The organism is Bradyrhizobium sp. 35 (assembly GCF_023073215.1).
Lineage (GTDB): Bacteria > Pseudomonadota > Alphaproteobacteria > Rhizobiales > Xanthobacteraceae > Bradyrhizobium > Bradyrhizobium canariense_D.
In genome coordinates this window covers 88,635-110,585 of record NZ_JADPJC010000092.1, presented here as the reverse complement: position 1 = coordinate 110,585, position 21,951 = coordinate 88,635, and the positions used below count along the sequence as shown (strand labels likewise).

Below are 21,951 nucleotides of genomic sequence, written 5' to 3'. Positions count from 1 at the left end.
TGGGGGCCTCAAGCCCCCAATCCCTGCAATCTCAAATGCCGCCGCAACCGGAAAACTGACTCCTGCTCAATCGCTTAGTGCCTTGTTCACGGACGACTACGTCAACACCTAAGTGGCCTCAACGCCGACCTTGCTCAGGCCCGATCGGATGTCACCGCGGCCAATTCAAGGATCGCCGACTACACCGCCCAACTATCGCAACCGGGCGCGAACGTAGCCCAGTTGAACGTCCAGATTCTGGTCGAAAAGCATCATTTGGAGTCATATGCGAGCAGCATTTTCAGCCTTAGCGAGCAGATAGGGACGATTGGCGGGTTCGTCGACCTGGCCGGTGCGTTCGAGTTTTCCTCCGACGGGTCGCTTCCGTCAGGTGTGTCGGCGCAGACTGCTGCAAATGTCACGATCACGAAACAGAAGTTCGACGACAGCAAGTCCGCCGTCTATTCGGCGGCGAGCCCGTTGAACGAAGCTTTTGCAATCAGGCAATTTAGAACTGCCATCCTCAAGATCAATTCAGTCCAGGCGTTCGTATCGACACCGGGCGTGTATGAATTTGCGCTGGGAGCTGTCGGCCTCGAGCCCGTGAACGTCTCGCCGGCGACTGTCAAGGCCGTGCTCGAAAGCGACATCAACGACCCCAAAAGCTACGTCTGTACCCTCAAGGACAATCGATATTTGGAGCTGGCACGCGCCTTCAACTTCGACGCAAAAGGCAATCTGACCACCCCCTTGGTGGCTCAGGACTCGGCTGAAGTCCTCCAGATCGCCAAGGACTACGTCATTGGAGCGGTGAAGAGCGCCAGCACGGCGACTCCCCAGCAGCAGGCCGCAGTTCGGGCACAGGCCACGAAGGATGCGTCGGAATATCAGCAGGCCATCGCCGGCATCGACAGTGTTTCCGATCTTCTCGCAAACAGGCCGATGGTCGATTTCATTCTCTTGGCCAAGGGTCTGGATCCCAGGAAGGTCAGCACCGAATTTCTCAAGAAGATCTTCAGCTCCGACCTGAACGATCCAAAGAGCTTCGCGAACACCGAGAGCGATCCTCGCTTTGCCGAAATCGTGGCGTCGTTCAATTTCGACAGTAAAGGCAACGTCGCGCGTCTTCCGATGATGGGTCCGCAAAAGCGGGATCAGTTTCGGGAAACACAAGCGAACTATGTCGAGCAAAGCCTGGAGCAGCAGCAGGGCGATGCCAATCCCGGCGTGCGCCTTGCGCTCTATTTCCAGCGAAAGGCGGGGGACATCACGTCCGCATACGACATCCTTGCCGACAAGGCTCTTTCGGAGGTGTTCAGGACCACTTTCGATTTGCCTGACTCGATGGCGGCGATGCCGATCGATCAGCAGGCCAAGTTCGTAGACAGATTCATGAAGATCAAGGATCTGTCCGATCCCGCGAAGGTGACAAAGCTGTTGAGCCGTTTCTCCGCCATGTATGACATCAGAAACAGCCAGAGCACCGGCCAGGGTCAATCCCCCCTGCTCAACCTGTTTCAGGGATCCAGTTCGGGGATCAGTGACTCCACATACTTGGCCATCGCCAAGCTACGCACCCGCTGATGATCGCTCGCCGATACTAGCCCAACACCTCGAGCACCAGCTCCATGGTCATCAGCACGGGATTGTCGCCACGAATCAGACGGCCCTCCGCTATGCCGCCAGTGTAGTCGATCAGGGCGACATCGAGTGCGGCTTCGAGGGCGCCGGAGGAGCCGGCCGCAATCGCGCCGCCGGTTACCGCAAGCTCGGTCGCGAAGGGCTCAGTCACGCCGCCATGGGTGAAGCGCGCCCCAATTGTCGAGCCGACACCGCCATGGATCCTCGCGCGCGCGATGCCTTGCGCGCGGCAGAAGTCTTCGAGACAGCCCGCGAAATCCTGATTGGGGCGCAGCCGCAGCGCGAAAGCGCGGCTGGTCGTGCGTGCGCCGGTGCTCGCAGCCGCCACGGGCCCGAACAGCTTGAAATTGGTCTCGGGATCTGGCTCTGCGGCGAACATCGCACCATCGATGCCGAAGGCCTCGACCTCGAACGGCTCGGCGACATCGGTCACGTCCGGCAGCATGTGGCCACCACCGGCGCGGCCATCGGCCTCCGTCCACAGCCCATGGCAATGAAAGAACGGGGCGCCATCGCGCATGCCCAGCGTCATGCTGCCGAGCCTGGTGCGCGTCACGCCGCTTGGCCGGAATGTGTCGCTATAAAACGCGGCGTTCTCGCTGGTCTTCGACAGCGCCGGCATGACATAGCCGAACGGCCCGAGCGCGCCGCGCTCGAAGCTGAGCACGCCGCCGGCGAATCCCTCCGCGGCGAAACCGCGGCGCGCCGCCTCCAGCAGCGGCAGACCTGCTTGAAGCGTGAAGGAGAAAGCGCGTCCCCTCGCCTCCGCCCATTGGATGCGCTCGGCGACCGGCGCGCCGGGCTGCTTGATGCTGCGCATGACCTTCGCTCAGCCCGCCCGTGTCTTGTCGAGATCGAGCAGCCCGCGCGCCTCGAGCTCGTCGCGAACCATCCGTTTGGGAACCTTGCCGTAGCCGGATTTCGGCAAGGCCTCCCAAAAGAAGAACCGCTTCGGCATCTTGTAGCGCGGCACCTTGGGGCTGAGGAATGCCGCCATCTCCGCTTCGCTCACCGGCTTCGCGCCCTCGCGGGCGACGCAGACGGCAACGCCGACCTCGCCCCAGGTCGCATCGGGCACGCCGAGCACCGCGACCTCGCCGACGCAAGGATGGGTCAGAATCTTCTCCTCGATTTCGCGCGGATAGATGTTGGAGCCGCCGGAGATGTACATGTCGGAGGCTCGTCCCGTGATGTAGACGAACCCCTCCTCGTCCATGTGGCCGAGATCGCCAGTGCGGAACCAGCCGTTGCGGAACGCCTTCGCATTGGCTTCGGGATTGTCATAGTAGCCGGCCAGCACCGCGGGGCCGATTACGCAGATCTCGCCGCTCTGGTTGGCGCCGAGTTCACGGCCCTCGTCGTCCTGGATCGAGACCTGCATGCCGGTACGCTCGAAGCCACAGGTGCCGATCTTCGCGTGCGGCCCGTCCTCGGGGTCATGCAGCGCTGCCGGCAGCACGGTGATGTTGCCGGTCACCTCGCCGAGGCCGAAATACTGCACGATCACCTTGCCGAGCTTCCTCAGCGCAGCCTTCTGGTCCTCGCGATACATCGGCGCACCCGCATAGATCACATGGCGCAGCGAGGAATGATCGTATTTGTCGGCGGCGGGATGCTCGACCATCATCTTCAGAATGGTCGGCACCACGAAGAGATTGCTGACGCGATGCGCCTCGATCAGGCGGAACGCCTCGTCAATGTCGAATTTCTCCGTCGGCAGCAGCACGGTGCACACGCCGCGCGCGGTCTGCACCAGCTGATGCACGCCGGCGCCATGCGACAGCGGCGCCACCACCAGCGAGGCATCTGCTTCGGTGACGCCGGGCGTAAGATCGGCGAGATGGTTGGTGACGACAAAACCCATCTGACCGTGGGTGAGCACCGCAGCCTTGGAGCGGCCGGTGGTGCCCGATGTAAAGAAGAACCAGCAGGGATCGTCGTGCTCGACTGCGACGTTCTCGACCACCGTGCCGGCGCGCGACGCGACGGCATCCGCAACCGACGTCTCGGCAAACGGCGCCCGACCGTCGATGCTCCAGGTGAATTCCAGCGCGCCACCGCTTACGGCCGCGGCGTGCTCGGGAAAATCGACATGGCACAGAAACGCCTTCGCGCCGGAGGCCTGCGCGAGATAGGCGACCTCGTCCGGCATCAGGCGGAAATTGGTGGGTACCCAGACCGCGCCAAGCCGGAACGCGGCGAACATCGAGAAGAACATCTCATCGCCGTTCTTGGAATGAACGAGGATGCGGTCGCCCTTCGCGATCCCGCGCGCCGCGAGAGCGGCTACCAGTGCCGAGACCTGCGCATCGATCTCGCGCCAGGTCCAGGATCTGTCGCCCCAGACGAAACCGGGACGCGCCCCATGCCGCCGCGCATTCTGGGTCAGCATGTGAGCGAGATTCATGACGCGGCGGGACATGCGCAGGGGCTGCATCGGGCTTCCTCTTCGGCGGCGGACGGCACGCGAGCCGCCCGCTCATTGCAGCCCATTTATCGCCATCGCCAGGAGCCCTGCAAGGTTGCCGGGCGCAGCGCAGCCCATCCAACCGTTCAGGAAATTTTAAACATGATCGGCGCAACCTCGCTCAGTTCTCGCGTACAGAGTGCCGCATCATGGTCAAAGCGCCCGCCCTCCTCATGTTATCGCTGGCGCTTGCCGGGTGTGCCGTGGGCCCACAAGCGCACCTCGCCTCCGATCCTGCCTTCAAGCCCGCGCGCTATGCCTGGGACGGCGCCGGCGAAAATCCCAATCACCCGCGCGCTGCTTCAGAACCAGTGCGCGCGGCCCGATCCGAGCGCAACAGGTCGCAAGCCGCGCTTCAGCCCTATTCAAAGGAATGGTGGCAGGCGAAGGATGGCATCGAGGAGGAACGGGACGCCATGGTCAACCGTTCCCTCGTCATCTGCCAGGGATGCCTGCGCCCGCAGGCGCAGCCGGAGGATTCCAGGCTCGCCAAGGCGACCGATTGAAGCATCCGGGCGATCAGGCCTAGGAAGAGATCCAACGCCGACGTTGCGAGAAGCGGCGGGGGGCTACAACGCCCCGAGCTTCCATAACGACTCCTGCACCGTCGGCAAGCCCGGCTTCAATTCCAGGCTGAGCGGGACACGCAGTTTCCGGATATCTCCCCTGCGGCAACCACTCTTGCTCGCACCTTGGCAAGGACCGGTTGAGGCGCCTAGATCAGGGGCAAGCAGCATGTCGGAAGGATTTTTGCATGGCGCCGTCGGTACGGGATAACAAGGACAGAAGCCGCTTCGAGCTCGATGTCGGCAGCGAAATCGCCTTCGCCAATTACCGGCTGACGCCGTCGGCGGTGATCATCACCCGCACCGAGACGCCGCGCGCGCTGCGCGGCCGCGGCATCGGCTCCGAGCTGGTCAAGGGCGCGCTGGAATTGATCCGGCGCGACGGCAGGAAGGTGATTGCCGGTTGCGGTTTCGTCGTCGATTATCTCGACAGGCATCCGGAAGATGCGGATCTCGTCGCCTGAATGCAAAAGGGCCCGCGCGATCGCGGGCCCTTGGATTGCGACCGGGCGATCGGTCAGTGCTTGATCTCCGGCGGCAGCTTGCCGCCATTGGCGGCGAGCTTGGACATCACCTGCTTGTGCAGCCAGACGTTCATGGTCGCGGAATCGTTAGTGTCGCCGCTGTAGCCGAGCTCCTTGGCGAGGTCCTTGCGCGCAGCGAGGCTGGAATCGATGTCGAGCGCCTTCATCAGATCGACGATCGAGGTGCGCCATTCCAGCTTTTCGCCCTTGTGCGCAGCGGCCGCCGCGTCGACGATCGAGGCAACGTCCACCGTCGCCGCGGATCCGCTCGGCGCGGCCCCTGCGGGCGCGCTGCCCGACGGTGCGCTGCCTGCGGGCGCGGCGGAAGCTGGCTGGCTACCGAAGATCGCGCCCATAATTTTCCCGAAAATGCTCATGTCTGCTCCCCGAAAAGGACCCGCTGGAAGGGCCTTGAGTGGCACTTATAGACCAAGTTGCGTCGTTGCGCCCGCCAAAGTTCCGCGAACAAGCACGCAGCATCAGCTTATCTGCGGCGAAATAACGACCGAATGACACTGTAGAGATTGCACCGCGGCATCGAATCTCACCCAAGCGTGAGGGACAGGACTCGCAAATGGGCGTACGGTTGACGTTCAGTTCGCGATGCCATCCGGAATTCGCGTCTGGTTGGGGATCGCGAAACTCAGAATAGCGGCCGCTTGCGCCGTTGCTGGCGCCAGATGCGGCCGCATGGCAAGGGAGCTAGCGACCATGGCCACACTCTACCCGGGCAATGTCCCGTCCATGGCCCAGACCGCCGAAGCGGCTGGACCGGTGATCCGAACCATCCAACTCTCCGATCTGCAGGATGCGCTCAAGCGCGGCTGGGACGATTTCAAGGCGGTGCCGAGCCACGCCATCATCCTCTGCGTGATCTATCCTGTGCTGGGCCTCGTGCTCGCCCGCGTGGTGATGGGCTATTCAGTGTTGCCGTTGTTGTTCCCACTGGCCGCAGGCTTCGCGCTAATCGGCCCGTTCGCCGCTCTCGGTCTCTACGAGCTCTCCAGCCGGCGCGAGCGCCATGAGGAGGCCAGCGCCTGGGATGCCATGGAGGTGCTGCGTTCGCCCTCGTTCGGCGCCATGCTCGGTCTCGGCGCGCTGCTGCTGGCCCTGTTCGTGACCTGGGTTGCGACCGCGCAGGCAATTTATGTCGCCGCTTTCGGCTATGAAGGCGCATCCGGGATCTCGGATTTTCTGACGCGCGTGCTCACGAGCCGGCAAGGCTGGTGGCTGATCGTGGTCGGCTGCGGCACCGGCTTCCTGTTCGCCCTTGCCGCGCTGTGCATCAGCGCCGTGTCGTTCCCGCTGATGCTTGACCGCCATGCCGGCGCGTTCGAGGCCATGGTGACGTCACTGCGCGTCGTCGCGAAGAACCCGGTGCCGATGGCGGCCTGGGGCCTGATCGTGGCCGTCCTGCTGGCGCTGGGCACCATTCCGGCCTTCCTCGGCCTTGCCGTGGTGGTCCCCGTGCTCGGCCATGCCACCTGGCATCTCTACCGCAAGGTGATCGCGGCCGATCCGGGCGCGCGTCCGGTGCCGCCTCCGCCGCATCGTGCACGCAAGCCGGCCGCCGACTTCCCCGCCAACCTCTTCCCCTGGCGCAATCGGACCGACGCCTGACGATATCGTGACATGCGATCCTGCCCCGGTGCGGGCAGGATCGCGCACTGTCATACGCCTTGCTTTGGCCGCGGTTTCCATCGAGATTGCGCGCCGTTCAGATCACTTCACGGAATTTATTTGCTCGAATGACCCCGACGATTTCTCGTCTCGCCCTCGCAGCCTTAGCCATCACCGCGTCCATCCTATCCGCTCAGCCAGCGCTCGCCGCTGTTGCCTGCGGTTCAGGCAATTTCGACGCGTGGCTTGCAGACTTCAAAACGGACGCCGCGGCCAAGGGCGTCTCGCAACAGGCCATTTCCGCCGGGCTCGCCGGTGTGACGCTCGATCAGAACGTGCTCAACCGCGACCGCTCGCAGAAGGTCTTCAGCCAGACCTTCGAGGAGTTTTCCGGCCGCATGGTGCCGCCGCGCCTGACGCGCGGCTCCAACATGATGAAGCAATACGGCTCGGTGCTGTCGCGTATCGAGCAGACCTACGGCGTGCCTGGCGAGGTGCTGGTCGCGATCTGGGGTCTCGAGACCGATTTCGGCGTCAATACCGGCAAGTTCGCGACCATCCGCTCACTGGCGACGCTGGCCTATGACTGCCGGCGCTCCGAGCAGTTTCGCGCCGAGCTGTTGGATGCGCTCCGCATTGTCCAGCGCGGCGACCTCGCACCGGCCGACATGAAGGGCGCCTGGGCCGGCGAGCTCGGACAGACCCAGTTCATGCCGTCGTCATGGATGAAATACGCCGTCGATTTCGACGGCAATGGTAAGCGCGATCTCCTGCACAACGCCCCTGACGTGCTCGCCTCCACCGCGAACTATCTTGCCGGTTATGGCTGGCAGAAGGGTAAGGATTGGCAGCCGGGCAGTCCGAATTTCGCGGTGCTGCAGCAGTGGAACAAGAGCGAGGTCTACTCGAAGACCGTCGCCTATTTCGCCACCCAGCTCGCGCGCGCCCCTTAGATGAGATGCTTGCAGGACAAAAGCGTAGGGCCGATCGCTCGGCGACCGGCCCTCTCCTAATGCGTTCCTGAAGTTCCTATTTGCCCATGGTGGCGTGCATCGCTTTGTTCAGATGCGCGCCGCACGCACCCATTTTGCCGTTGAGCAGCGAGTCCTGCGCGGCCGCGATCTCCTTCTGCGCGACGAACTTGCCGTCACCATCGGCCATGTTTTCGATCGCGGTCTCTGTCTTCTCCAGATTGGCCGAGCTGCAGCCGCCGGCGGCGTGCTTGGCGGCCTGGGCCGGCGTGACGGCGAACGCAACGGCGGCAATTGCGATAACCCCGAGTAACTTCGTCATGACGTTACCTTCCTTCTCTTGTTCTTGGGCCAGAGCCAGCGACATTGCCGGAATCTGCGACATCACCTTCCTCCGGGCGCGGCAACTTGACGCAATGAATTCCCCGCGAGAATTGCGTGATGTTGCGCGGCGCGCAGAGCTGCATGCAAAATTTCTGATTTTCATTACACGCTTGTAATCAACGCCACACGTTCAGCGTGTGTGCACTGCGAGCGGGGACGGTTGTGGCTAACCAAGCGGGATAGTCCTGACTCGCCGCCCTTCGTCATGTGGATCCGCTGCAACCAGGCGAACCGCTGGCGAGAGTTGGCAAAAGTGTACGCACGCGCCAAGTAATGATTATAAGTTCATTAGAATCATGCGATTCTCGCATGTGAGACTTGGTTATAGAAGCTAGTCGATCCGCTTGCGGACAAGAGCAAAGCGACTTATTTCGCTCCGAACGGAACCGACTAGCCCATAGCAAATCCGTGAATTCACGGGACTTCAGACCTGTGCTCCCTGTTCCGCCTACGCTTTGGGCGGGAGTGCTTTCGGGTTAATCGTCCGTTACCAGCGCCATGCATTCAGCGCTTAGCTGCATCGCAGCATCGGAACTTTCGCACTGCACCACTCTCACCTATATTCAATTCAACGATGAGGCTCGAGCAAGAGCTGAATCGAACTACAGGAGATTACCAATGCTGCTCTCGCTCATCCGCATGATCCAAGCTTTCCGGGACTATCAGCGCAATGTTGCCGAGCTGTCCCAGCTCAGCGATCGCGAGCTTTCCGATATCGGCCTCGATCGCTCGGACATCCCGCGCGTTGCCGCCGGTCAGTATCAGGGCTGATATCGTTCAGCCCTGAACCGGACGGACCGATAGCGCCCGCCTCGTGCGGGCGTTGTCGCATCCGGAGGCAGAAAACTCGATCTCGGCGATTCCACTGATCGCCGAAAAGCGCTACCTGTCCGCCCCATGACAGGACCCCAATCAAATACCGTGCACGTGATCGGCGCAGGCCTTGCCGGCTCCGAAGCCGCCTGGCAGGTGGCCAAATCCGGCGTGCCCGTGGTGCTGCACGAGATGCGGCCGACCCGCATGACCGAGGCACACCGCACCGATGGGCTTGCCGAGCTCGTCTGCTCCAATTCGTTCCGCTCGGACGATGCCGCCAACAACGCCGTCGGCCTGCTGCATGCCGAGATGCGCCGCCTCGATTCGCTGATCATGCGCGCAGCCGACGCCAACCAGGTACCCGCCGGCGGCGCGCTGGCGGTGGACCGCGACGGCTTCTCGGCGGCCGTCACCAAGGCGCTGAACGATCATCCGCTGATCGAGATCGCCCGCGGTGAGGTCGCAGGCCTGCCGCCGGCCGAGTGGAGCAACGTCATCGTTGCGACCGGCCCCCTCACTTCGGCGCCGCTGGCCGATGCGATCCGCGAGTTGACCGACGAGAACGCCCTCGCCTTCTTCGACGCGATCGCGCCGATCGTGCATCGCGAATCCATCGACATGTCGGTGGCCTGGTTTCAGTCACGCTACGACAAGGTCGGTCCCGGCGGCACCGGCGCCGACTACATCAACTGCCCGATGACAAAGGAGCAGTATGACGGCTTCGTCGCAGCGCTGGTCGCCGGCGAGAAGACCGAGTTCAAGGAATGGGAGACCAACACGCCCTATTTCGACGGCTGTCTGCCAATCGAGGTCATGGCGGAACGCGGCCCCGAGACTCTCCGCCATGGACCGATGAAGCCGGTCGGCCTCACCAATCCGCACGATCCCACCACCAAGGCCTACGCGGTCGTGCAGCTGCGCCAGGACAACAAGCTCGGCACGCTCTACAACATCGTCGGCTTCCAGACGAAACTGAAATACGGCGAGCAGCAGCGCATCTTCCGCACCATTCCGGGGCTGGAGAAGGCCCAATTTGCTCGCCTCGGCGGCCTGCATCGCAACACCTTTCTCAACTCGCCAAAGCTGCTCGACGGCCAATTGCGCCTGCGCGCGCAGCCGCGGCTGCGCTTTGCCGGCCAGATGACGGGCTGCGAGGGCTATGTGGAATCCGCCAGCGTCGGCCTGATTGCCGGTCTCTATGCGGCAGCGGAGGTGCGCGGCGAGACGCTTGCGAGTCCGCCGGTCACGACTGCGCTCGGATCCCTGCTCGGCCACATCACCGGCGGCCATATCGAGACCATCGAGCCCGGCACGCGCTCGTTCCAGCCGATGAACATCAATTTCGGCCTGTTCCCGCCGCTCGCCAGCGCACCGACGAAGAAGCCCGACGGAAGCCGGCTGCGCGGGAACGAGAAGACGGTGGCCAAAAAGCAGGCGATGAGCGCGCTGGCGCTCGCCGATCTCGATCGCTGGATCGCCGATCACCTGCGCATTGCCGCCGCGGCGTGAGTTTTCGATGAACCTTCCCAAAGACGACGCCGCAACACTCTCGGCGCGCTGGACCGAGGGCGTGCTGCTCAAGCGCGACGTGTTCTCGACCGTCGAGCGCGGCCGATTCCGCGACGATGACGGCGAGGTCGACGCGGTGCTGCGCCGCCTCGACGAGGTGCCGTGGTGGTCATTCCTTTTGGCGCGCCACCTGTTCGCCCGCGAGAAGCATGCGCTGGCACTCGCTAAGGGACTCGATGTCGGCCCGGAGCTGCTGTGGGCCGGACGCCGCGCGCTGGTGCGCAGCTTCGTCGATGGTGTCGCGCTGCATCTGGCGAAACCGCATGGCGACCTCGCCTATTTTCGCTCGGCGAAGGCCGCGCTGCGACGGCTGCGCCGCGCCGGAATCTGCCACAACGATCTTGCCAAGGAACAGAACTGGCTGGCCGGCCGCGACGGTCGCGCCTATGTGACCGACTTCCAGCTCGCCGCCTGCTTCGACCGTCGCGGCCGGCTTTACCGGATTCTGGCCTATGAAGATCTCCGGCATCTGCTCAAGCACAAGCGATCCTACGCGCCCGAGGCGCTGACGCCGCGCGAGCGCAAGATCCTGGCGAAGAAGTCGTTCGCCGCCAGCCTCTGGCTCGCCACCGGCAAGAAGGTCTATCGGGCGATCACCCGCGGCCTGTTCAACTTCACCGACCGTGAAGGCGGCGGCCGAAGGCTCGTCAACGACGCGCCGGTGCTGGCAGAATTGATCCGCAAGAACCCCGCCGTGCGCGACACCGCCATCGTCGCCTTTGCCGACCGCCGCTCCGGTGTCGGCCTCTATGCCTTCGTCGAAGCCGATCAGGCCGCGCTCGAAGGCCAATTGCGCAACGAGCTCACCGCTGCCAAGGGGCCAAAGCCGCCGGAACACATCCAGGTCGTGCACGCACTGCCACGCAATCCGGACGGCAAGCCGCGCACGGAGATCCTGCAACTGGTCGCCATGAACCAGCTCGACCTGATCGAGCCGATGATGAAGAACGACCAGGACCGTGCTTTCCTCAAGGACATCCTGGAGCAGCGCAAGAACCTGCGCGACCGCTTCAATTTCGAGGCCGACCTGCCGGCGAGCTAACGTGGATCACGCCTTGAAGCGTCCACATTGGCGATAGAGAAGCGATCCGATAATTCGAACTTGGTGGGGGGACTTGGCGGGGTCATGGGCACTCGGGGGTACATGATGCATCGTGTGGTTGGCGGCCTGATCGCTAGCCTTCTGCTGCTCGCCACCACGTCCGCAATGGCCGAGTCCCCCGCCGAGCTGATCTCGAGCTTCCGCCTCAAGCATGGTGAGGTCCGCGTCGTCCGCGATTCGACCCTCGACCGCATCGCCATGGACCAGGCGCGCGCGATGGCGACGAAGGACGACCTCAGTCACGACGCCCTCGGCCCGTTCAACCGCCGGGTCGCACCGGCCGGCGCAGGCCGCGCCGCCGAGAACATCGCCTACGGCTACGACAATTTCGAGAAGACCCTCGGACAGTGGATCGACTCGTCGGGACACCGCAAGAATCTGCTGCTGCACAACGCTTCCCGCGTCGGGATCGCGAGCGCGAAAAACGCTAGCGGCAAGCGCACCTATTGGGCAATGGTGATCGCCGGCGACTACGAGGCGAAGGGCAAAGGCAAAGGCAAGAAAGACGGGGAGCCGCTGGTTGCGGTGAAGCGCGAGGCTGCGCCCGCCAGCAAGCCAAAATCCAGCGGCTGCCACATCAAGCTGCTCGGCCTTTGCATCTGAGACCAAGCTTGGCCATCTTGTCCGCATCCCTCGACGCGTTTAATCCATGCACGAGGATCGCGAGACGCGGAGGCATGGATGATGGATATCGACCGAATTCGTCGCGACACGCCGGCTGCCTCTCGGCTCGCCTATCTCCACAACGCGGGCGCAGCGCTGATGCCGGCGCCGGTTGTTGCGGCGATGAAGGAACACATCGATCTGGAGAGCGAGATCGGAGGCTATGCCGCCGCCGACCGCGAGGCGCGCCGACTTGAATCCGTTTACGGCTCGGTCGCCCGCCTCCTGAACGCCGCGCCCGATGAGATCGCCCTCATGGAGAACGCGACGGTTGCCTGGCAGATGGCTTTCTACGCGCTTCCATTCAGCAAGGGCGACCGGATCCTGACCGCCGAGGCGGAGTACGCGGCCAACTATGTCGCCTTTCTTCAGGTCGCCAACCGAACAGGCGTCGCGATCGACGTCGTGCCGAGCGATGCCAGCGGCGAGCTCGACGTCGACGCGCTCGAACGCATGATCGATGAGCGCGTGAAGCTGATTGCGATCACCTGGGTTCCGACCAATGGCGGGCTGGTCAATCCGGCTGCAGCCGTCGGCAAGATAGCGCGGGCGCACGGCATCCCCTATCTGCTCGACGCCTGCCAGGCAGTCGGACAGATGGTGGTCGACGTCGAGGCCATCGGCTGTGACATGTTGTCGGGGACCGGGCGTAAATTCCTCCGCGGCCCGCGCGGCACCGGCTTTCTCTACGTCGGCCGAAAAATGCTGCAGCGGCTCGAACCGCCAATGATCGATCACTTCGCCGCACCCTGGGTCTCCCGGGACGCTTTTCGGCTGCGTGACGATGCGCGCCGTTTTGAGACCTGGGAGAACAACTACGCAGCCCGGCTTGGGCTCGGCGCGGCTGTCGACTATGCCCTCGATATCGGGATCGGCCCGATCGAGCGGCGTTGCCGCATGCTGGCGGACCGCCTCCGGGGCGGCCTTGCATCCATTCGCGGCATCAGAGTTCGCGACCTCGGACGCGCTCCGGGAGCCATCGTCAGCTTCACGGTGGAAGGGTACGAGGCGGAAGCGGTCGTCAGCGACGCGGCCGCAGCCGGCATCACGATCGGTGCCTCAGATCCGTCGAGCACGCGCATCGATGCCGAAATCCGCTCGCTGCCGCCGGTGGTGCGCGCCTCCCCGCACTACTACAATACGGACGCGGAGATCGATCGGCTGATCGTCCATTTGGCGGGTTTGACGCGGCGATAGCGGCGATCATGCACGCTCAGGTACAGCGCGCACTCAATCCGGATGCGCCAAGCTTCGCCATGACCTCGTCGAGATGGGCGCTGTCGCGGGTTTCAATCACCAATTGCAGCAACGTCGCCTTGGCCGGAAGATCCGAGAACGTGCGCTGGTGCGAGACCTCGATGATGTTGGCGCCGGCCTCGGCCAGCAGTGCCGCGACCGCAGCCAATTGGCCGGGCCTGTCGGGAATGTCGAGCGACAATTGGGTGAGCCGCCCCTCGCGCGCCAACTCGCGGGTCAGGACCGATGCGATCAGACGTGTGTCAATATTGCCCCCGCTCAGCACCAGCCCGACCTTCTGACCGGCGAAACGGGACGGGTCGGACATCAGCGCGGCGAGGCCAGCGGCACCGGCGCCTTCGACGACCGTCTTCTCGATCGAGATCAGGGTCGCCACCGCGCGCTCGAGCTCGGCTTCGTTGACGAGCGCAATGTCGTCGACAAGGCGGCGGACGATTTCGGTCGTGATCTTGCCGGGCGACTTCACCGCGATGCCTTCCGCGAGTGTGTCGCCACGTGCCGGCAAATTGCCGTCATGGATGGCATTGTACATCGAGGGGTAGAGCCAGGCCTCGACGCCGAGGATCCGCAGCGACGGCTTGATCGATTTCGCGGCAATGGCGATCCCGCTGATCAGGCCACCGCCGCCGATCGGGACGACCAGCGTATCGAGCTCCGGCACGGCCTCGAGTATTTCCAGCCCGACCGTGCCCTGCCCTGCGATGACAAGCGGATCGTCATAGGGATGGACGAAGATCATGCCATGGACTTCGCCGTGGCTGCGCGCATACGCGGCCGCCTCCTCCAGCGTGGCGCCCGTCACCACCACCTCGGCGCCGTGATGCCTGGTGTTCTCGACCTTCACCATGGGCGTGCCGACCGGCATGACGATAGTGGCGGGAATGCCGAGCCGCTTGGCGTGATAGGCGACGCCCTGCGCGTGGTTACCCGCCGACATCGCGACGACGCCCCGCGCGCGCTCCTCCGGCGTCAGCGCCTTGAGGCGGTTGAGCGCGCCGCGCTCCTTGAACGAGGACGTGAACTGGAGGTTCTCGAATTTCAGCCAGATGTCGCAGCCGCAGATATTGCTCAGCGTGCGGCTGTAGCTACAGGGCGTCTCGACGACGGCGCCGCGGATCGTCTCGGCGGCGGCATGGATGTCGGCCGGTACGACCGGAAGGCCGCCCAGATCGGAAGATATGGTTTGGGACAACTCAGCCATAGGACAACATAGAGCATTTGCCCGGCTCCGGCGATAAGCCAACCGCTATTTGGTAAATTCCCGCGAACGTGAAGCCCGCCACAGCGTCCACAGCGTACGCAGCCGCGATGACGGTTGCGGCGTAAATGGATTGCGCCCGGGTTGCGACAGGCGCTTGAGGTCGGCCCGCGCTTGTCCGAGCGGAAGGAACGCTGGACGCACCGATGCCGGCACCTCCACCAGCAGCGACAAGGCCGTCGTCAAATGTTGCTGCGCCTCGCCCGAGAGTTGGCCCAGCGCGGCGCGCAAGTTTGGCGTCTCCTTTCCGGCGAACACGTCTTCCACGTCGCAATCGTGGCTCGCCAGCACCTGCTGCGGCAGGAACAATTGCCGGCGCGCCGCATCGCGCGGCAGATTGGCGATGACCTGTACGATGCCCTGCGCCAGCCCGGCATGGCGGGCGAGATGCTCGGCCGCCGCCGACGGTGGTCCCATGATCCGGGCGGCGAGATCGAACAGCGCCGATGAGGTCGCCGCGAGGTAGCCCTCCAGCGCCGCCATTGTTGGCATTGGGTCGTTGTAGAGATCGAATTGATGCTCGTCGGCGAGCAGCGACAGCGGCTCGACCGGCAGGTCGAAATCACGGATTGCGCGGAGCAGCTCCGCCGCCACCGGATTGCCCTCGGCACTGCCATGGACTTGGCCCGACAGCATGTCGGTCCACCATTGCAGGCGGATTTCACCGGGCAAGGGCTGGCTCACCTGATCGCGGACGCGGACGATCTCGACATTGAAGGCATAGAGCGCCAGCAGCCCGCGGCGCTCGGCAGCGGGCGCGAACAGGGTCGCGGCATAGTGCGGAAAGTCGTGGCTGCGCACGAGGTCAGCACAGAACGCAGCAGAATCCGGCGGCGGCGCGGAGCCACTCATGGCACGGCGATCAGCGCGGCCGCGACGCGCCGCCGTTCGCCGATCATGATGTTGTAGGTACGCACGGCGGGACCGGTCTGCATCGCATCCAGCACCACCCTCGCCGCTTTGAGCGCCTGGCGCAGTTCCGGCGGCGGCAGCCAGACCCCGGTTCCGGTGCCGACCAGGAGCGTGTCGATGCTGTTGGCAGACTTGAAGACTCGATCCAGCGAATAGCGGTCGATCTTTGCAGGGTCCGTTATGTCCCAGGCCCAGATCGCGTCGGGCAGGCAAAGCAGCGATCCCCGATGCGACATGCCGGCAAAGGCAAAGCCGCCCTTGCCATAGGCTTCGATCGGCGCCGAGCGGGGAAAATGCGGTGCGTTGGGATCGCCGGCCATGAGCTTCGTCCGAATGAGCTTACTGCCCTCCCAAACTCCTGCGAGGGCATGCGGTTCGGATCATGCCTTGCTTTTCTTCGCCGGCGTAGCCTTATCGACCGCATCCTCGCGATGCTCGCCGACGCCGAGATAGATCAGGATCGGGGCCGCAATGAAGATCGAGGTATAGGTGCCGACCAGCACCACGCCGAACATCATGACCGCGGTGAAGCTGTGGATGGCATGGCCGCCGAACAGCAGCAGGGCCAGCAGCGCCAGCGTCACAGTGAAATGGGTGATGATCGAGCGCGACAGCGTCGAGTTGATTGATTCGTTGAGGAGCTGCGGCATCGGCATCTTCTTGTAGCGCCGCAGCATTTCACGGATGCGGTCGTAGATGACGACGGTGTCGTTGAGCGAATAGCCCAAAATCGTCAGAAGCGCCGCGATGCTGGTCAGGTCGAAATCGACCTGACTGATCGACATGAACCCGATCGTGAGCACGATGTCGTGCACGTTGGCGATCATGGCGCCAAGCGCGAACTGCCACTCGAATCGGAACCAGAGGTAGATCAGGATCGAGACGATCGCCAGCATCAGGCCGAGCATGCCGTAGGCGAGCAATTCGCCCGATACGCGCGGTCCCACCACCTCGACGCGGCGATAGTCGACGGAATCGCCAAGCGCGGTGCGGACCTTCTGCACGGCCTCCTGCTGGGCGGCGTCGCCGCCCGGCTGCTCCGCGACACGGATCAGGACATCGGCGGGGCCGCCGAATTGCTGCAACTGGACTTCGCCCAGACGCAGGGCATCCAACGTCGTACGCATCGCCGCAATATCGGCGGTGCCGGACTTGGCCTGCACCTCCAGTAGGGTGCCGCCGCGGAAGTCGATGCCGAAATTCAGTCCATGGGTGAAGAACAGCGTGATCGCGACGATCGACAACGCCGCCGAGATCGGGAAGCTGATCCGGCGAAAACGCGTGAAGTCGAAATGGGTATCGTCGGGGACGATGCGCAGCGACGGCAGCCAGCCGAATGCCGCAACCACGGTGAGAATGGCAATGAGGACGCCGAGCCCGATGAGAACAGTGTGATTCACGATCAGGCTCCTAGATCGGCACGCTCTGCGGCCGCTTCCACCGCACCCACCAGGCCACGATCAGCCGGGTCAGGGTGAAAGCGGTGAACACCGTGGTGATGATGCCGATTCCGAGCGTCACGGCGAAGCCGCGCACCGGACCGGTACCGATGTAGAACAGCACCGCGGCGGCAATAAAAGTGGTGATGTTGGAATCGAGGATGGTCGCAAGCGCCCGCTTGAAGCCGGCGTCGATCGCCGAGATCGCGTTGCGGCCGCCACGCAACTCCTCGCGGATGCGCTCGTAGATCAGCACGTTGGAATCGACCGCGATACCGACGGTGAGCACGATGCCCGCGATGCCGGGCAGCGTCAGCGTGGCGTTGAGAAGCGACAACAGGCCGAAGATCATGGCGACGTTGATGGCCACCGCGATGTTGGCGAACACGCCGAACAGCCGGTAGGTCAAGAGCATGAAGATGATGACCAAGATCGAGCCGACATAGGCGGCGAGCTCGCCCTTTTCGATCGAGTCCTGGCCGAGGCCCGGACCGACGGTGCGCTCCTCGACCACCGTGAGCGGTGCCGGCAGCGCGCCGGCGCGCAGCAGGATCGCGAGATCGTTGGCCGATTGCACCGTGAAACTGCCCGAGATCTGGCCTTGTCCGCCGGTGATGGGCTCGCGGATCACGGGAGCCGAGATGACCTTGTTGTCGAGCACGATCGCAAAAGGCAGCCCGACGTTCTCTTGCGTGGCCTGCGAGAACTTGCGCGCGCCCGACGTATTGAACTTGAAACTCACGACGGGTTCGCTGGTGCGCTGGTCGAAGCTCGCTTGGGCATCGGTCAGGTCGCCGCCGGCGACCAGCACCTGCTTCTTGACCACATAGGGTGTGGGCGGCGGTGACGCGCTCATCAGAAGCTCGGATTCCGGCGGCAAACGTCCTTGCTGCGCCTGATCGGGCGGCACCGACGTATCGACCATGCGGAATTCCATCTTCGCGGTCTTGCCCAGCAATTCCTTCAGACGAGTCGGGTCCTGGAGGCCGGGGACCTGCACCAGGATGCGGTCGTTGCCCTGGCGCTGGATGACAGGCTCGACGGTGCCGAGTTCGTTGACGCGGCGTTCGACGATCTGGATCGACTGCTCGATCGTCTTGCGCATGCGGTCGAGCATCGCGGCCTGCGGGATCGTAAGGCGGATCACGCCGCCGCCGGCGTCAGTCACATCCAGGTCGCGCTGACCGCTGGATCCGACCAGTCCGCCCAGCGGCTGGGACAGCTCGCGCAGCTTGGCGAGCGCAGGCTGCAGGTCCGATTCCTTGGTGATCCTAACCTCGGCCGCGTCGTTGCGCACGGTGACGCCGCCGGTGAAGCCGATCTTGGCATCGCGCAGCGTCCGGCGAACATCGTCGCGGACCTGGTCGAGCCTTTCCTTCTTCACATAGTTGCCGTCGACCTCGAGCAGCAGATAGGAGCCGCCTTGAAGATCGAGGCCGAGCACGAGCCGACGCTGCGCCCAGGCGGGCCAGGTCTTGACCTGCGCTTCGGGGAAGAAGTTCGGGACCGCGCAGAGGCACACGATCAGCGCCGTCAGGATAATCCCGAGCGCCTTCCACCGCGTGAAATACAACATCGACTGGACCTGTCAGATCAGGAGATTTGCAGGAAAACTTGAGAGACTCGCGGAAGCACTCACTTCGACGCGGCGTCTTCCTTGGCGCTTTCCTTGGATTCCTTGGCCGGCTCGCCCTTGGCGCGTACGCCGGAGACCATCGAGCGCATCTGCCGCACGCGCACGCCATCGGCGATCTCGAACTCGATCTGGTCGTCGTCGACGACCTTGGTGACCTTGCCGACGAGACCGCCCGAGGTCACGACGGTGTCGCCGCGGCGGATGTTCTTCACCAGGTCGGCGTGGTCACGGACCTTCTTCTGCTGCGGACGCAGAATCAGGAAGTACATGATCACGAAGATCAGGGCGAACGGCAGCAGCGACATCAACATGCCGCTGGTGTCGCCGGCGCCCGCAGCCTGGGCATACGCAGGGGTAATCAGCATTCGGACGATCCTCGTGAGAACGGGGGAAAACCGGTCATGCCCAAATGGCGACCGGTTCGGTCAAATTCGCGCGGACTATAGCGGCCATTGCCCCAATTGCAACGCTGCCAGACCGCCCTTTTAGCTACCTTGCGGCGCGCGCACAGGCCCGATAAGGCTGCATTCTCAGGAACTTCGGACATGCCCCAAAAACCAAGCAAAAGCCCGGCCGGCAAAGGCCCTCGCACCCCTGCCGCGAAGGCAGCCGGCGTCGCGGCAAAACGTCCCAAGGTGGCCCTCAAGGCGGCTTCCAAGACGATTTCCAAGACGACGTCCAAGACGAACCAAAACGTCTCCCAGCAGCGCATCGTTCGCGCGCTGGAGACGATTGCGGCGCACCTCTCCGCGCAAGGCAAGCCCGCCGCCGAACGCGAGTCGTTCAAGCAGGCGGATGCTTTCGTCTGGCACCCGGACGGCCGCCTTGCGGCGGTGCCGCGGGTCAGCCGCGTCGAAATGTTCCTGCTCAAGGGCGTCGACCGGATGCGCGACATCCTGATGGAGAACACCGAGCGTTTCGCCAACGGATTGCCCGCCAACAACGCGCTGCTCTGGGGCGCGCGCGGCATGGGCAAGTCGTCGCTGGTGAAGGCGGCGCATGCCAGCATCAACGCGGAGCGCAAACCGGCCGACAGACTGAAGCTGATCGAGATTCATCGCGAGGACATTGAGAGCCTGCCCTCCCTCATGGAGCAGCTTCGCGCCTCATCCTTCCGTTTCATCGTGTTCTGTGACGACCTCTCGTTCGACGGCAATGATGCGTCCTACAAATCGCTCAAGGCGGTGCTCGAAGGCGGCATCGAGGGGCGGCCGGAGAACGTCATCCTCTACGCCACCTCCAACCGCCGCCATCTGCTGGCGCGCGAGATGATCGAGAACGAGCGCTCGACCGCGATCAATCCCGGCGAAGCCGTCGAGGAGAAGGTCTCGCTGTCGGATCGCTTCGGTCTCTGGCTCGGCTTCCACCGGTGCAGCCAGGACGAATATCTCGCCATGGTGCGGGGCTATTGCAGCCATTTCGGCGTGAAGATCGACGATGACGCCCTGGAACGCGAGGCACTTGAATGGTCGACGACGCGCGGCTCGCGCTCGGGCCGTGTCGCCTGGCAGTTCGTCCAGGAGCTTGCGGGACGGCTCGGCGTCAAGCTGGCGGCGACGTAGCCACAGTCATAGCCCAACCCAAAACTGTCATCGCCCACGAAAGCGGGCGATCCAGTATTCCAGAGACGGTTGTGATCGATCGAGAGGCCGCGGCGTACTGGGTCGCCCGGTTAAGCCGGGCGACGACAGCTTCAGTTGGGAGACAATGTAGGCCTCATCACGCCCCGTTCAGGAATTGAAGCGGATCAACCGGGCTCGATCCCTTGCGGATCTCGAAGTGGAGCTGCGGCGACGCCACCTCCCCGGATTGACCCGACTTGGCAATGACCTGGCCGCGCTTGATGGTATCGCCGCGCTTCACCATCAGCTCACTCGCATGGGCATATGCGGTGACGTAGCCGTTGGAGTGCCGAACCAGGACCAGATTGCCGTAACCTTTCAGCTCGTTGCCGGAATAGGCAACGACACCGTCTTCGGCCGCCTTGACCGGCGTGCCCTCGGGCACCGCGAGATTGATGCCGTCGTTGGATTTGCCATTGGTCTTGGCGCCGTAGCTCGTGACCACCTTGCCGCGCACCGGCCAGCGGAAAGTCGGCAGCGCGCTGGTGGTCTCCGCAGCTTTCGCGGGAGTGTCCGCGGCCTTGTCTTCGACGTTGGCGGTGGCCTGGGCCAGGCGCGCGCTCTGCACCGGCGCGGCGACGGCGGCCATCTTGGTGGCGGGCGCAGGCGCGGCAGCAACCGGCTGCAGCGTCCCCGCGACGGGAGCGGCTCCGACCGGAGCCGCGGCAAGCGGTGCTGCGACAGCGGCGGTCTTGGCCCCGGGCACGGCCAGCCTGGCGCCGAGCTTGAGTTTTGCAGAGGGATCGAGGCCGTTGGCGCGGGCCAATTCGGCCGCCGAGATATGGTTCTTGCGGGCAATGCTGGCGAGCGTGTCGCCGTGGTTCACGAAGTGCGTGCTTGACGGCGCGGCAACGGCCGCAACCGGCTTCGCAGCGGGCGCTGGGGCAGCGGCAACGGGAGCCATGAGCGGCGCGGGCGCAGCCGCCGTAGCTTGGTGCGGAATGATCAGTTGCTGGCCGGGCGAGAGCGCGCGCGGCCCCTTATAGCCGTTGGCGGCGAGGATCGCCTGCGGCGTGACGCGATAGCGTTTGGCAAGCAGGTCGAGCGTATCGCTGGTGCCGACGATGATCTTGGTTCCGCCGACCGGCTGGGCGGCTGCAACCGAGCGTGGCGGCACGGTGGCCGTGGTCTCGAGATGCGGCTGCGCCGGGGGTGCGTAGGAGCCCACGCCGCGTCCGCCTCCGGACACACCGCCTGCTGCAACGGGGTAGGATTGCGGCGTGGATACCGCCGGCGGCAAAGGCTGCGACTGATAATAACCGGACTGCGTCTGCGGCCGCGAATATTGCGGCAACTCACGCTGCGGCGGCGGGGCCTGCTGCACTGAACCGGTCGATTCCTGCGCGAAGGGATTGGAGAAGTTCGACTGGGACATGCGCGACGACATGTCGGCGCTGCACCCTGCGAAGCTGAAGGAGATCAGCGCCAGCACCGCGACCTGCGGCACACGGCGCGAGTAAAGCAACTCGGCGGCAACGGACATGGTTACTCACTCGTACGCAACAGAACTGGTGTTTTAAGTAAA

The 21,951-nt window shown here is 64.1% G+C and carries 21 protein-coding genes and 1 pseudogene; 11 read left to right on the top strand and 11 right to left on the bottom strand.

Annotated features, from left to right (window positions below; genetic code table 11):
* Positions 1-108 precede the first annotated feature (108 nt).
* A pseudogene (locus IVB36_RS20190) lies at positions 109-1,563 on the top strand (DUF1217 domain-containing protein); the annotation flags it as partial.
* Between the two features lie 16 nt (positions 1,564-1,579).
* Here the strand turns inward: IVB36_RS20190 and IVB36_RS20185 are convergent.
* Both IVB36_RS20185 and IVB36_RS20180 read right to left on the bottom strand, forming a co-directional pair.
* The gene (locus IVB36_RS20185; RefSeq protein ID WP_085353176.1) at positions 1,580-2,440 is read right to left on the bottom strand and encodes a DUF296 domain-containing protein; all 861 of its coding nucleotides are present in this window, start codon (positions 2,438-2,440) and stop codon (positions 1,580-1,582) included.
* Between the two features lie 9 nt (positions 2,441-2,449).
* Entirely contained in the window at positions 2,450-4,057 is a 1,608-nt protein-coding gene (locus IVB36_RS20180) for an acyl-CoA synthetase (protein ID WP_085353178.1), read from the bottom strand.
* A gap of 179 nt (positions 4,058-4,236) precedes the next feature.
* On the opposite strand from IVB36_RS20180, the gene IVB36_RS20175 reads away from it, so the two are divergent.
* Together IVB36_RS20175 and IVB36_RS20170 are read left to right on the top strand one after the other, a co-directional pair.
* Positions 4,237-4,593 (top strand): hypothetical protein, encoded by a 357-nt coding sequence (locus tag IVB36_RS20175; protein WP_018458005.1) that lies wholly within the window; start codon positions 4,237-4,239, stop codon positions 4,591-4,593.
* A 248-nt stretch (positions 4,594-4,841) separates the two neighbouring features.
* Positions 4,842-5,117, top strand: a complete 276-nt coding sequence (locus IVB36_RS20170) for a GNAT family N-acetyltransferase (protein ID WP_247370322.1) — start codon at positions 4,842-4,844, stop codon at positions 5,115-5,117.
* 53 nt (positions 5,118-5,170) lie between these two features.
* On the opposite strand, the gene IVB36_RS20165 is transcribed toward IVB36_RS20170, so the two are convergent.
* Complete coding sequence (locus tag IVB36_RS20165; RefSeq protein WP_085384623.1) at positions 5,171-5,554, bottom strand: DUF3597 domain-containing protein; 384 nt, start codon at positions 5,552-5,554, stop codon at positions 5,171-5,173.
* A 334-nt stretch (positions 5,555-5,888) separates the two neighbouring features.
* Here IVB36_RS20165 and IVB36_RS20160 point away from each other — a divergent pair, with 334 nt between their 5' ends.
* A complete protein-coding gene (locus tag IVB36_RS20160) occupies positions 5,889-6,797 on the top strand; it encodes a DUF2189 domain-containing protein (protein ID WP_026233481.1) in 909 nt (302 codons plus the stop codon).
* A gap of 128 nt (positions 6,798-6,925) precedes the next feature.
* Positions 6,926-7,750: a lytic murein transglycosylase gene (locus tag IVB36_RS20155; RefSeq protein WP_018458009.1), complete on the top strand. Its 825-nt coding sequence runs from the start codon at positions 6,926-6,928 to the stop codon at positions 7,748-7,750.
* 76 nt (positions 7,751-7,826) lie between these two features.
* On the opposite strand, the gene IVB36_RS20150 is transcribed toward IVB36_RS20155, so the two are convergent.
* Entirely contained in the window at positions 7,827-8,153 is a 327-nt protein-coding gene (locus tag IVB36_RS20150) for a hypothetical protein (RefSeq protein ID WP_018458010.1), read from the bottom strand.
* Positions 8,154-8,770: 617 nt separating this feature from the next.
* On the opposite strand from IVB36_RS20150, the gene IVB36_RS20145 reads away from it, so the two are divergent.
* The 5 genes from IVB36_RS20145 (at position 8,771) to IVB36_RS20125 (ending at position 13,499) form a co-directional block, all read left to right on the top strand.
* On the top strand, positions 8,771-8,923 hold the full coding sequence (locus tag IVB36_RS20145; RefSeq protein ID WP_018458011.1) for a DUF1127 domain-containing protein: 153 nt from the start codon (positions 8,771-8,773) through the stop codon (positions 8,921-8,923).
* Positions 8,924-9,049: 126 nt separating this feature from the next.
* Complete coding sequence (trmFO, locus tag IVB36_RS20140; protein WP_247392819.1) at positions 9,050-10,477, top strand: methylenetetrahydrofolate--tRNA-(uracil(54)-C(5))-methyltransferase (FADH(2)-oxidizing) TrmFO; 1,428 nt, start codon at positions 9,050-9,052, stop codon at positions 10,475-10,477.
* 7 nt (positions 10,478-10,484) lie between these two features.
* Positions 10,485-11,579 carry a serine/threonine protein kinase gene (locus IVB36_RS20135; RefSeq protein ID WP_247392818.1) on the top strand — a complete coding sequence of 365 codons (1,095 nt, stop codon included), beginning with the start codon at positions 10,485-10,487 and terminating at the stop codon, positions 11,577-11,579.
* Between the two features lie 84 nt (positions 11,580-11,663).
* Positions 11,664-12,242: a CAP domain-containing protein gene (locus tag IVB36_RS20130; RefSeq protein ID WP_247392817.1), complete on the top strand. Its 579-nt coding sequence runs from the start codon at positions 11,664-11,666 to the stop codon at positions 12,240-12,242.
* A 78-nt stretch (positions 12,243-12,320) separates the two neighbouring features.
* Complete coding sequence (locus tag IVB36_RS20125; RefSeq protein WP_231188453.1) at positions 12,321-13,499, top strand: aminotransferase class V-fold PLP-dependent enzyme; 1,179 nt, start codon at positions 12,321-12,323, stop codon at positions 13,497-13,499.
* Between the two features lie 16 nt (positions 13,500-13,515).
* On the opposite strand, the gene IVB36_RS20120 is transcribed toward IVB36_RS20125, so the two are convergent.
* The 6 genes from IVB36_RS20120 to yajC are packed head-to-tail and all read right to left on the bottom strand — an operon-like array spanning position 13,516 to position 19,169.
* A complete protein-coding gene (locus IVB36_RS20120) occupies positions 13,516-14,760 on the bottom strand; it encodes a threonine ammonia-lyase (protein WP_018458016.1) in 1,245 nt (414 codons plus the stop codon).
* 45 nt (positions 14,761-14,805) lie between these two features.
* Entirely contained in the window at positions 14,806-15,669 is an 864-nt protein-coding gene (locus tag IVB36_RS20115; protein WP_204511284.1) for a phytoene/squalene synthase family protein, read from the bottom strand.
* Positions 15,666-16,049, bottom strand: a complete 384-nt coding sequence (locus IVB36_RS20110) for an Mth938-like domain-containing protein (RefSeq protein WP_204511285.1) — start codon at positions 16,047-16,049, stop codon at positions 15,666-15,668. Before IVB36_RS20110 ends, IVB36_RS20115 begins: the two co-directional genes overlap by 4 nt.
* 60 nt (positions 16,050-16,109) lie before the next feature.
* On the bottom strand, positions 16,110-17,129 hold the full coding sequence (secF, locus tag IVB36_RS20105) for a protein translocase subunit SecF (RefSeq protein ID WP_018458019.1): 1,020 nt from the start codon (positions 17,127-17,129) through the stop codon (positions 16,110-16,112).
* 10 nt (positions 17,130-17,139) lie between these two features.
* Complete coding sequence (secD, locus tag IVB36_RS20100; RefSeq protein WP_018458020.1) at positions 17,140-18,744, bottom strand: protein translocase subunit SecD; 1,605 nt, start codon at positions 18,742-18,744, stop codon at positions 17,140-17,142.
* Between the two features lie 59 nt (positions 18,745-18,803).
* The gene (yajC, locus tag IVB36_RS20095; protein WP_007610701.1) at positions 18,804-19,169 is read right to left on the bottom strand and encodes a preprotein translocase subunit YajC; all 366 of its coding nucleotides are present in this window, start codon (positions 19,167-19,169) and stop codon (positions 18,804-18,806) included.
* 180 nt (positions 19,170-19,349) lie between these two features.
* Between yajC and IVB36_RS20090 the strand changes: the two genes are divergently transcribed.
* Entirely contained in the window at positions 19,350-20,366 is a 1,017-nt protein-coding gene (locus IVB36_RS20090) for an ATP-binding protein (RefSeq protein ID WP_204511286.1), read from the top strand.
* Between the two features lie 157 nt (positions 20,367-20,523).
* Here IVB36_RS20090 and IVB36_RS20085 read toward each other — a convergent pair whose 3' ends face one another.
* A complete protein-coding gene (locus IVB36_RS20085; protein WP_204511287.1) occupies positions 20,524-21,909 on the bottom strand; it encodes a LysM peptidoglycan-binding domain-containing M23 family metallopeptidase in 1,386 nt (461 codons plus the stop codon).
* Positions 21,910-21,951 lie beyond the last annotated feature (42 nt).

Coding starts and splice junctions, on each gene's coding strand:
- IVB36_RS20185 (WP_085353176.1), bottom strand. CDS start 2,440: ATGCGCAGCATCAAGCAGCCCGGCGCGCCGGTCGCCGAGCGCATCCAA.
- IVB36_RS20180 (WP_085353178.1), bottom strand. CDS start 4,057: ATGCAGCCCCTGCGCATGTCCCGCCGCGTCATGAATCTCGCTCACATG.
- IVB36_RS20175 (WP_018458005.1), top strand. CDS start 4,237: ATGGTCAAAGCGCCCGCCCTCCTCATGTTATCGCTGGCGCTTGCCGGG.
- IVB36_RS20170 (WP_247370322.1), top strand. CDS start 4,842: ATGGCGCCGTCGGTACGGGATAACAAGGACAGAAGCCGCTTCGAGCTC.
- IVB36_RS20165 (WP_085384623.1), bottom strand. CDS start 5,554: ATGAGCATTTTCGGGAAAATTATGGGCGCGATCTTCGGTAGCCAGCCA.
- IVB36_RS20160 (WP_026233481.1), top strand. CDS start 5,889: ATGGCCACACTCTACCCGGGCAATGTCCCGTCCATGGCCCAGACCGCC.
- IVB36_RS20155 (WP_018458009.1), top strand. CDS start 6,926: ATGACCCCGACGATTTCTCGTCTCGCCCTCGCAGCCTTAGCCATCACC.
- IVB36_RS20150 (WP_018458010.1), bottom strand. CDS start 8,153: ATGTCGCAGATTCCGGCAATGTCGCTGGCTCTGGCCCAAGAACAAGAG.
- IVB36_RS20145 (WP_018458011.1), top strand. CDS start 8,771: ATGCTGCTCTCGCTCATCCGCATGATCCAAGCTTTCCGGGACTATCAG.
- trmFO (WP_247392819.1), top strand. CDS start 9,050: ATGACAGGACCCCAATCAAATACCGTGCACGTGATCGGCGCAGGCCTT.
- IVB36_RS20135 (WP_247392818.1), top strand. CDS start 10,485: ATGAACCTTCCCAAAGACGACGCCGCAACACTCTCGGCGCGCTGGACC.
- IVB36_RS20130 (WP_247392817.1), top strand. CDS start 11,664: ATGGGCACTCGGGGGTACATGATGCATCGTGTGGTTGGCGGCCTGATC.
- IVB36_RS20125 (WP_231188453.1), top strand. CDS start 12,321: ATGATGGATATCGACCGAATTCGTCGCGACACGCCGGCTGCCTCTCGG.
- IVB36_RS20120 (WP_018458016.1), bottom strand. CDS start 14,760: ATGGCTGAGTTGTCCCAAACCATATCTTCCGATCTGGGCGGCCTTCCG.
- IVB36_RS20115 (WP_204511284.1), bottom strand. CDS start 15,669: ATGAGTGGCTCCGCGCCGCCGCCGGATTCTGCTGCGTTCTGTGCTGAC.
- IVB36_RS20110 (WP_204511285.1), bottom strand. CDS start 16,049: ATGGCCGGCGATCCCAACGCACCGCATTTTCCCCGCTCGGCGCCGATC.
- secD (WP_018458020.1), bottom strand. CDS start 18,744: ATGTTGTATTTCACGCGGTGGAAGGCGCTCGGGATTATCCTGACGGCG.
- yajC (WP_007610701.1), bottom strand. CDS start 19,169: ATGCTGATTACCCCTGCGTATGCCCAGGCTGCGGGCGCCGGCGACACC.
- IVB36_RS20090 (WP_204511286.1), top strand. CDS start 19,350: ATGCCCCAAAAACCAAGCAAAAGCCCGGCCGGCAAAGGCCCTCGCACC.
- IVB36_RS20085 (WP_204511287.1), bottom strand. CDS start 21,909: ATGTCCGTTGCCGCCGAGTTGCTTTACTCGCGCCGTGTGCCGCAGGTC.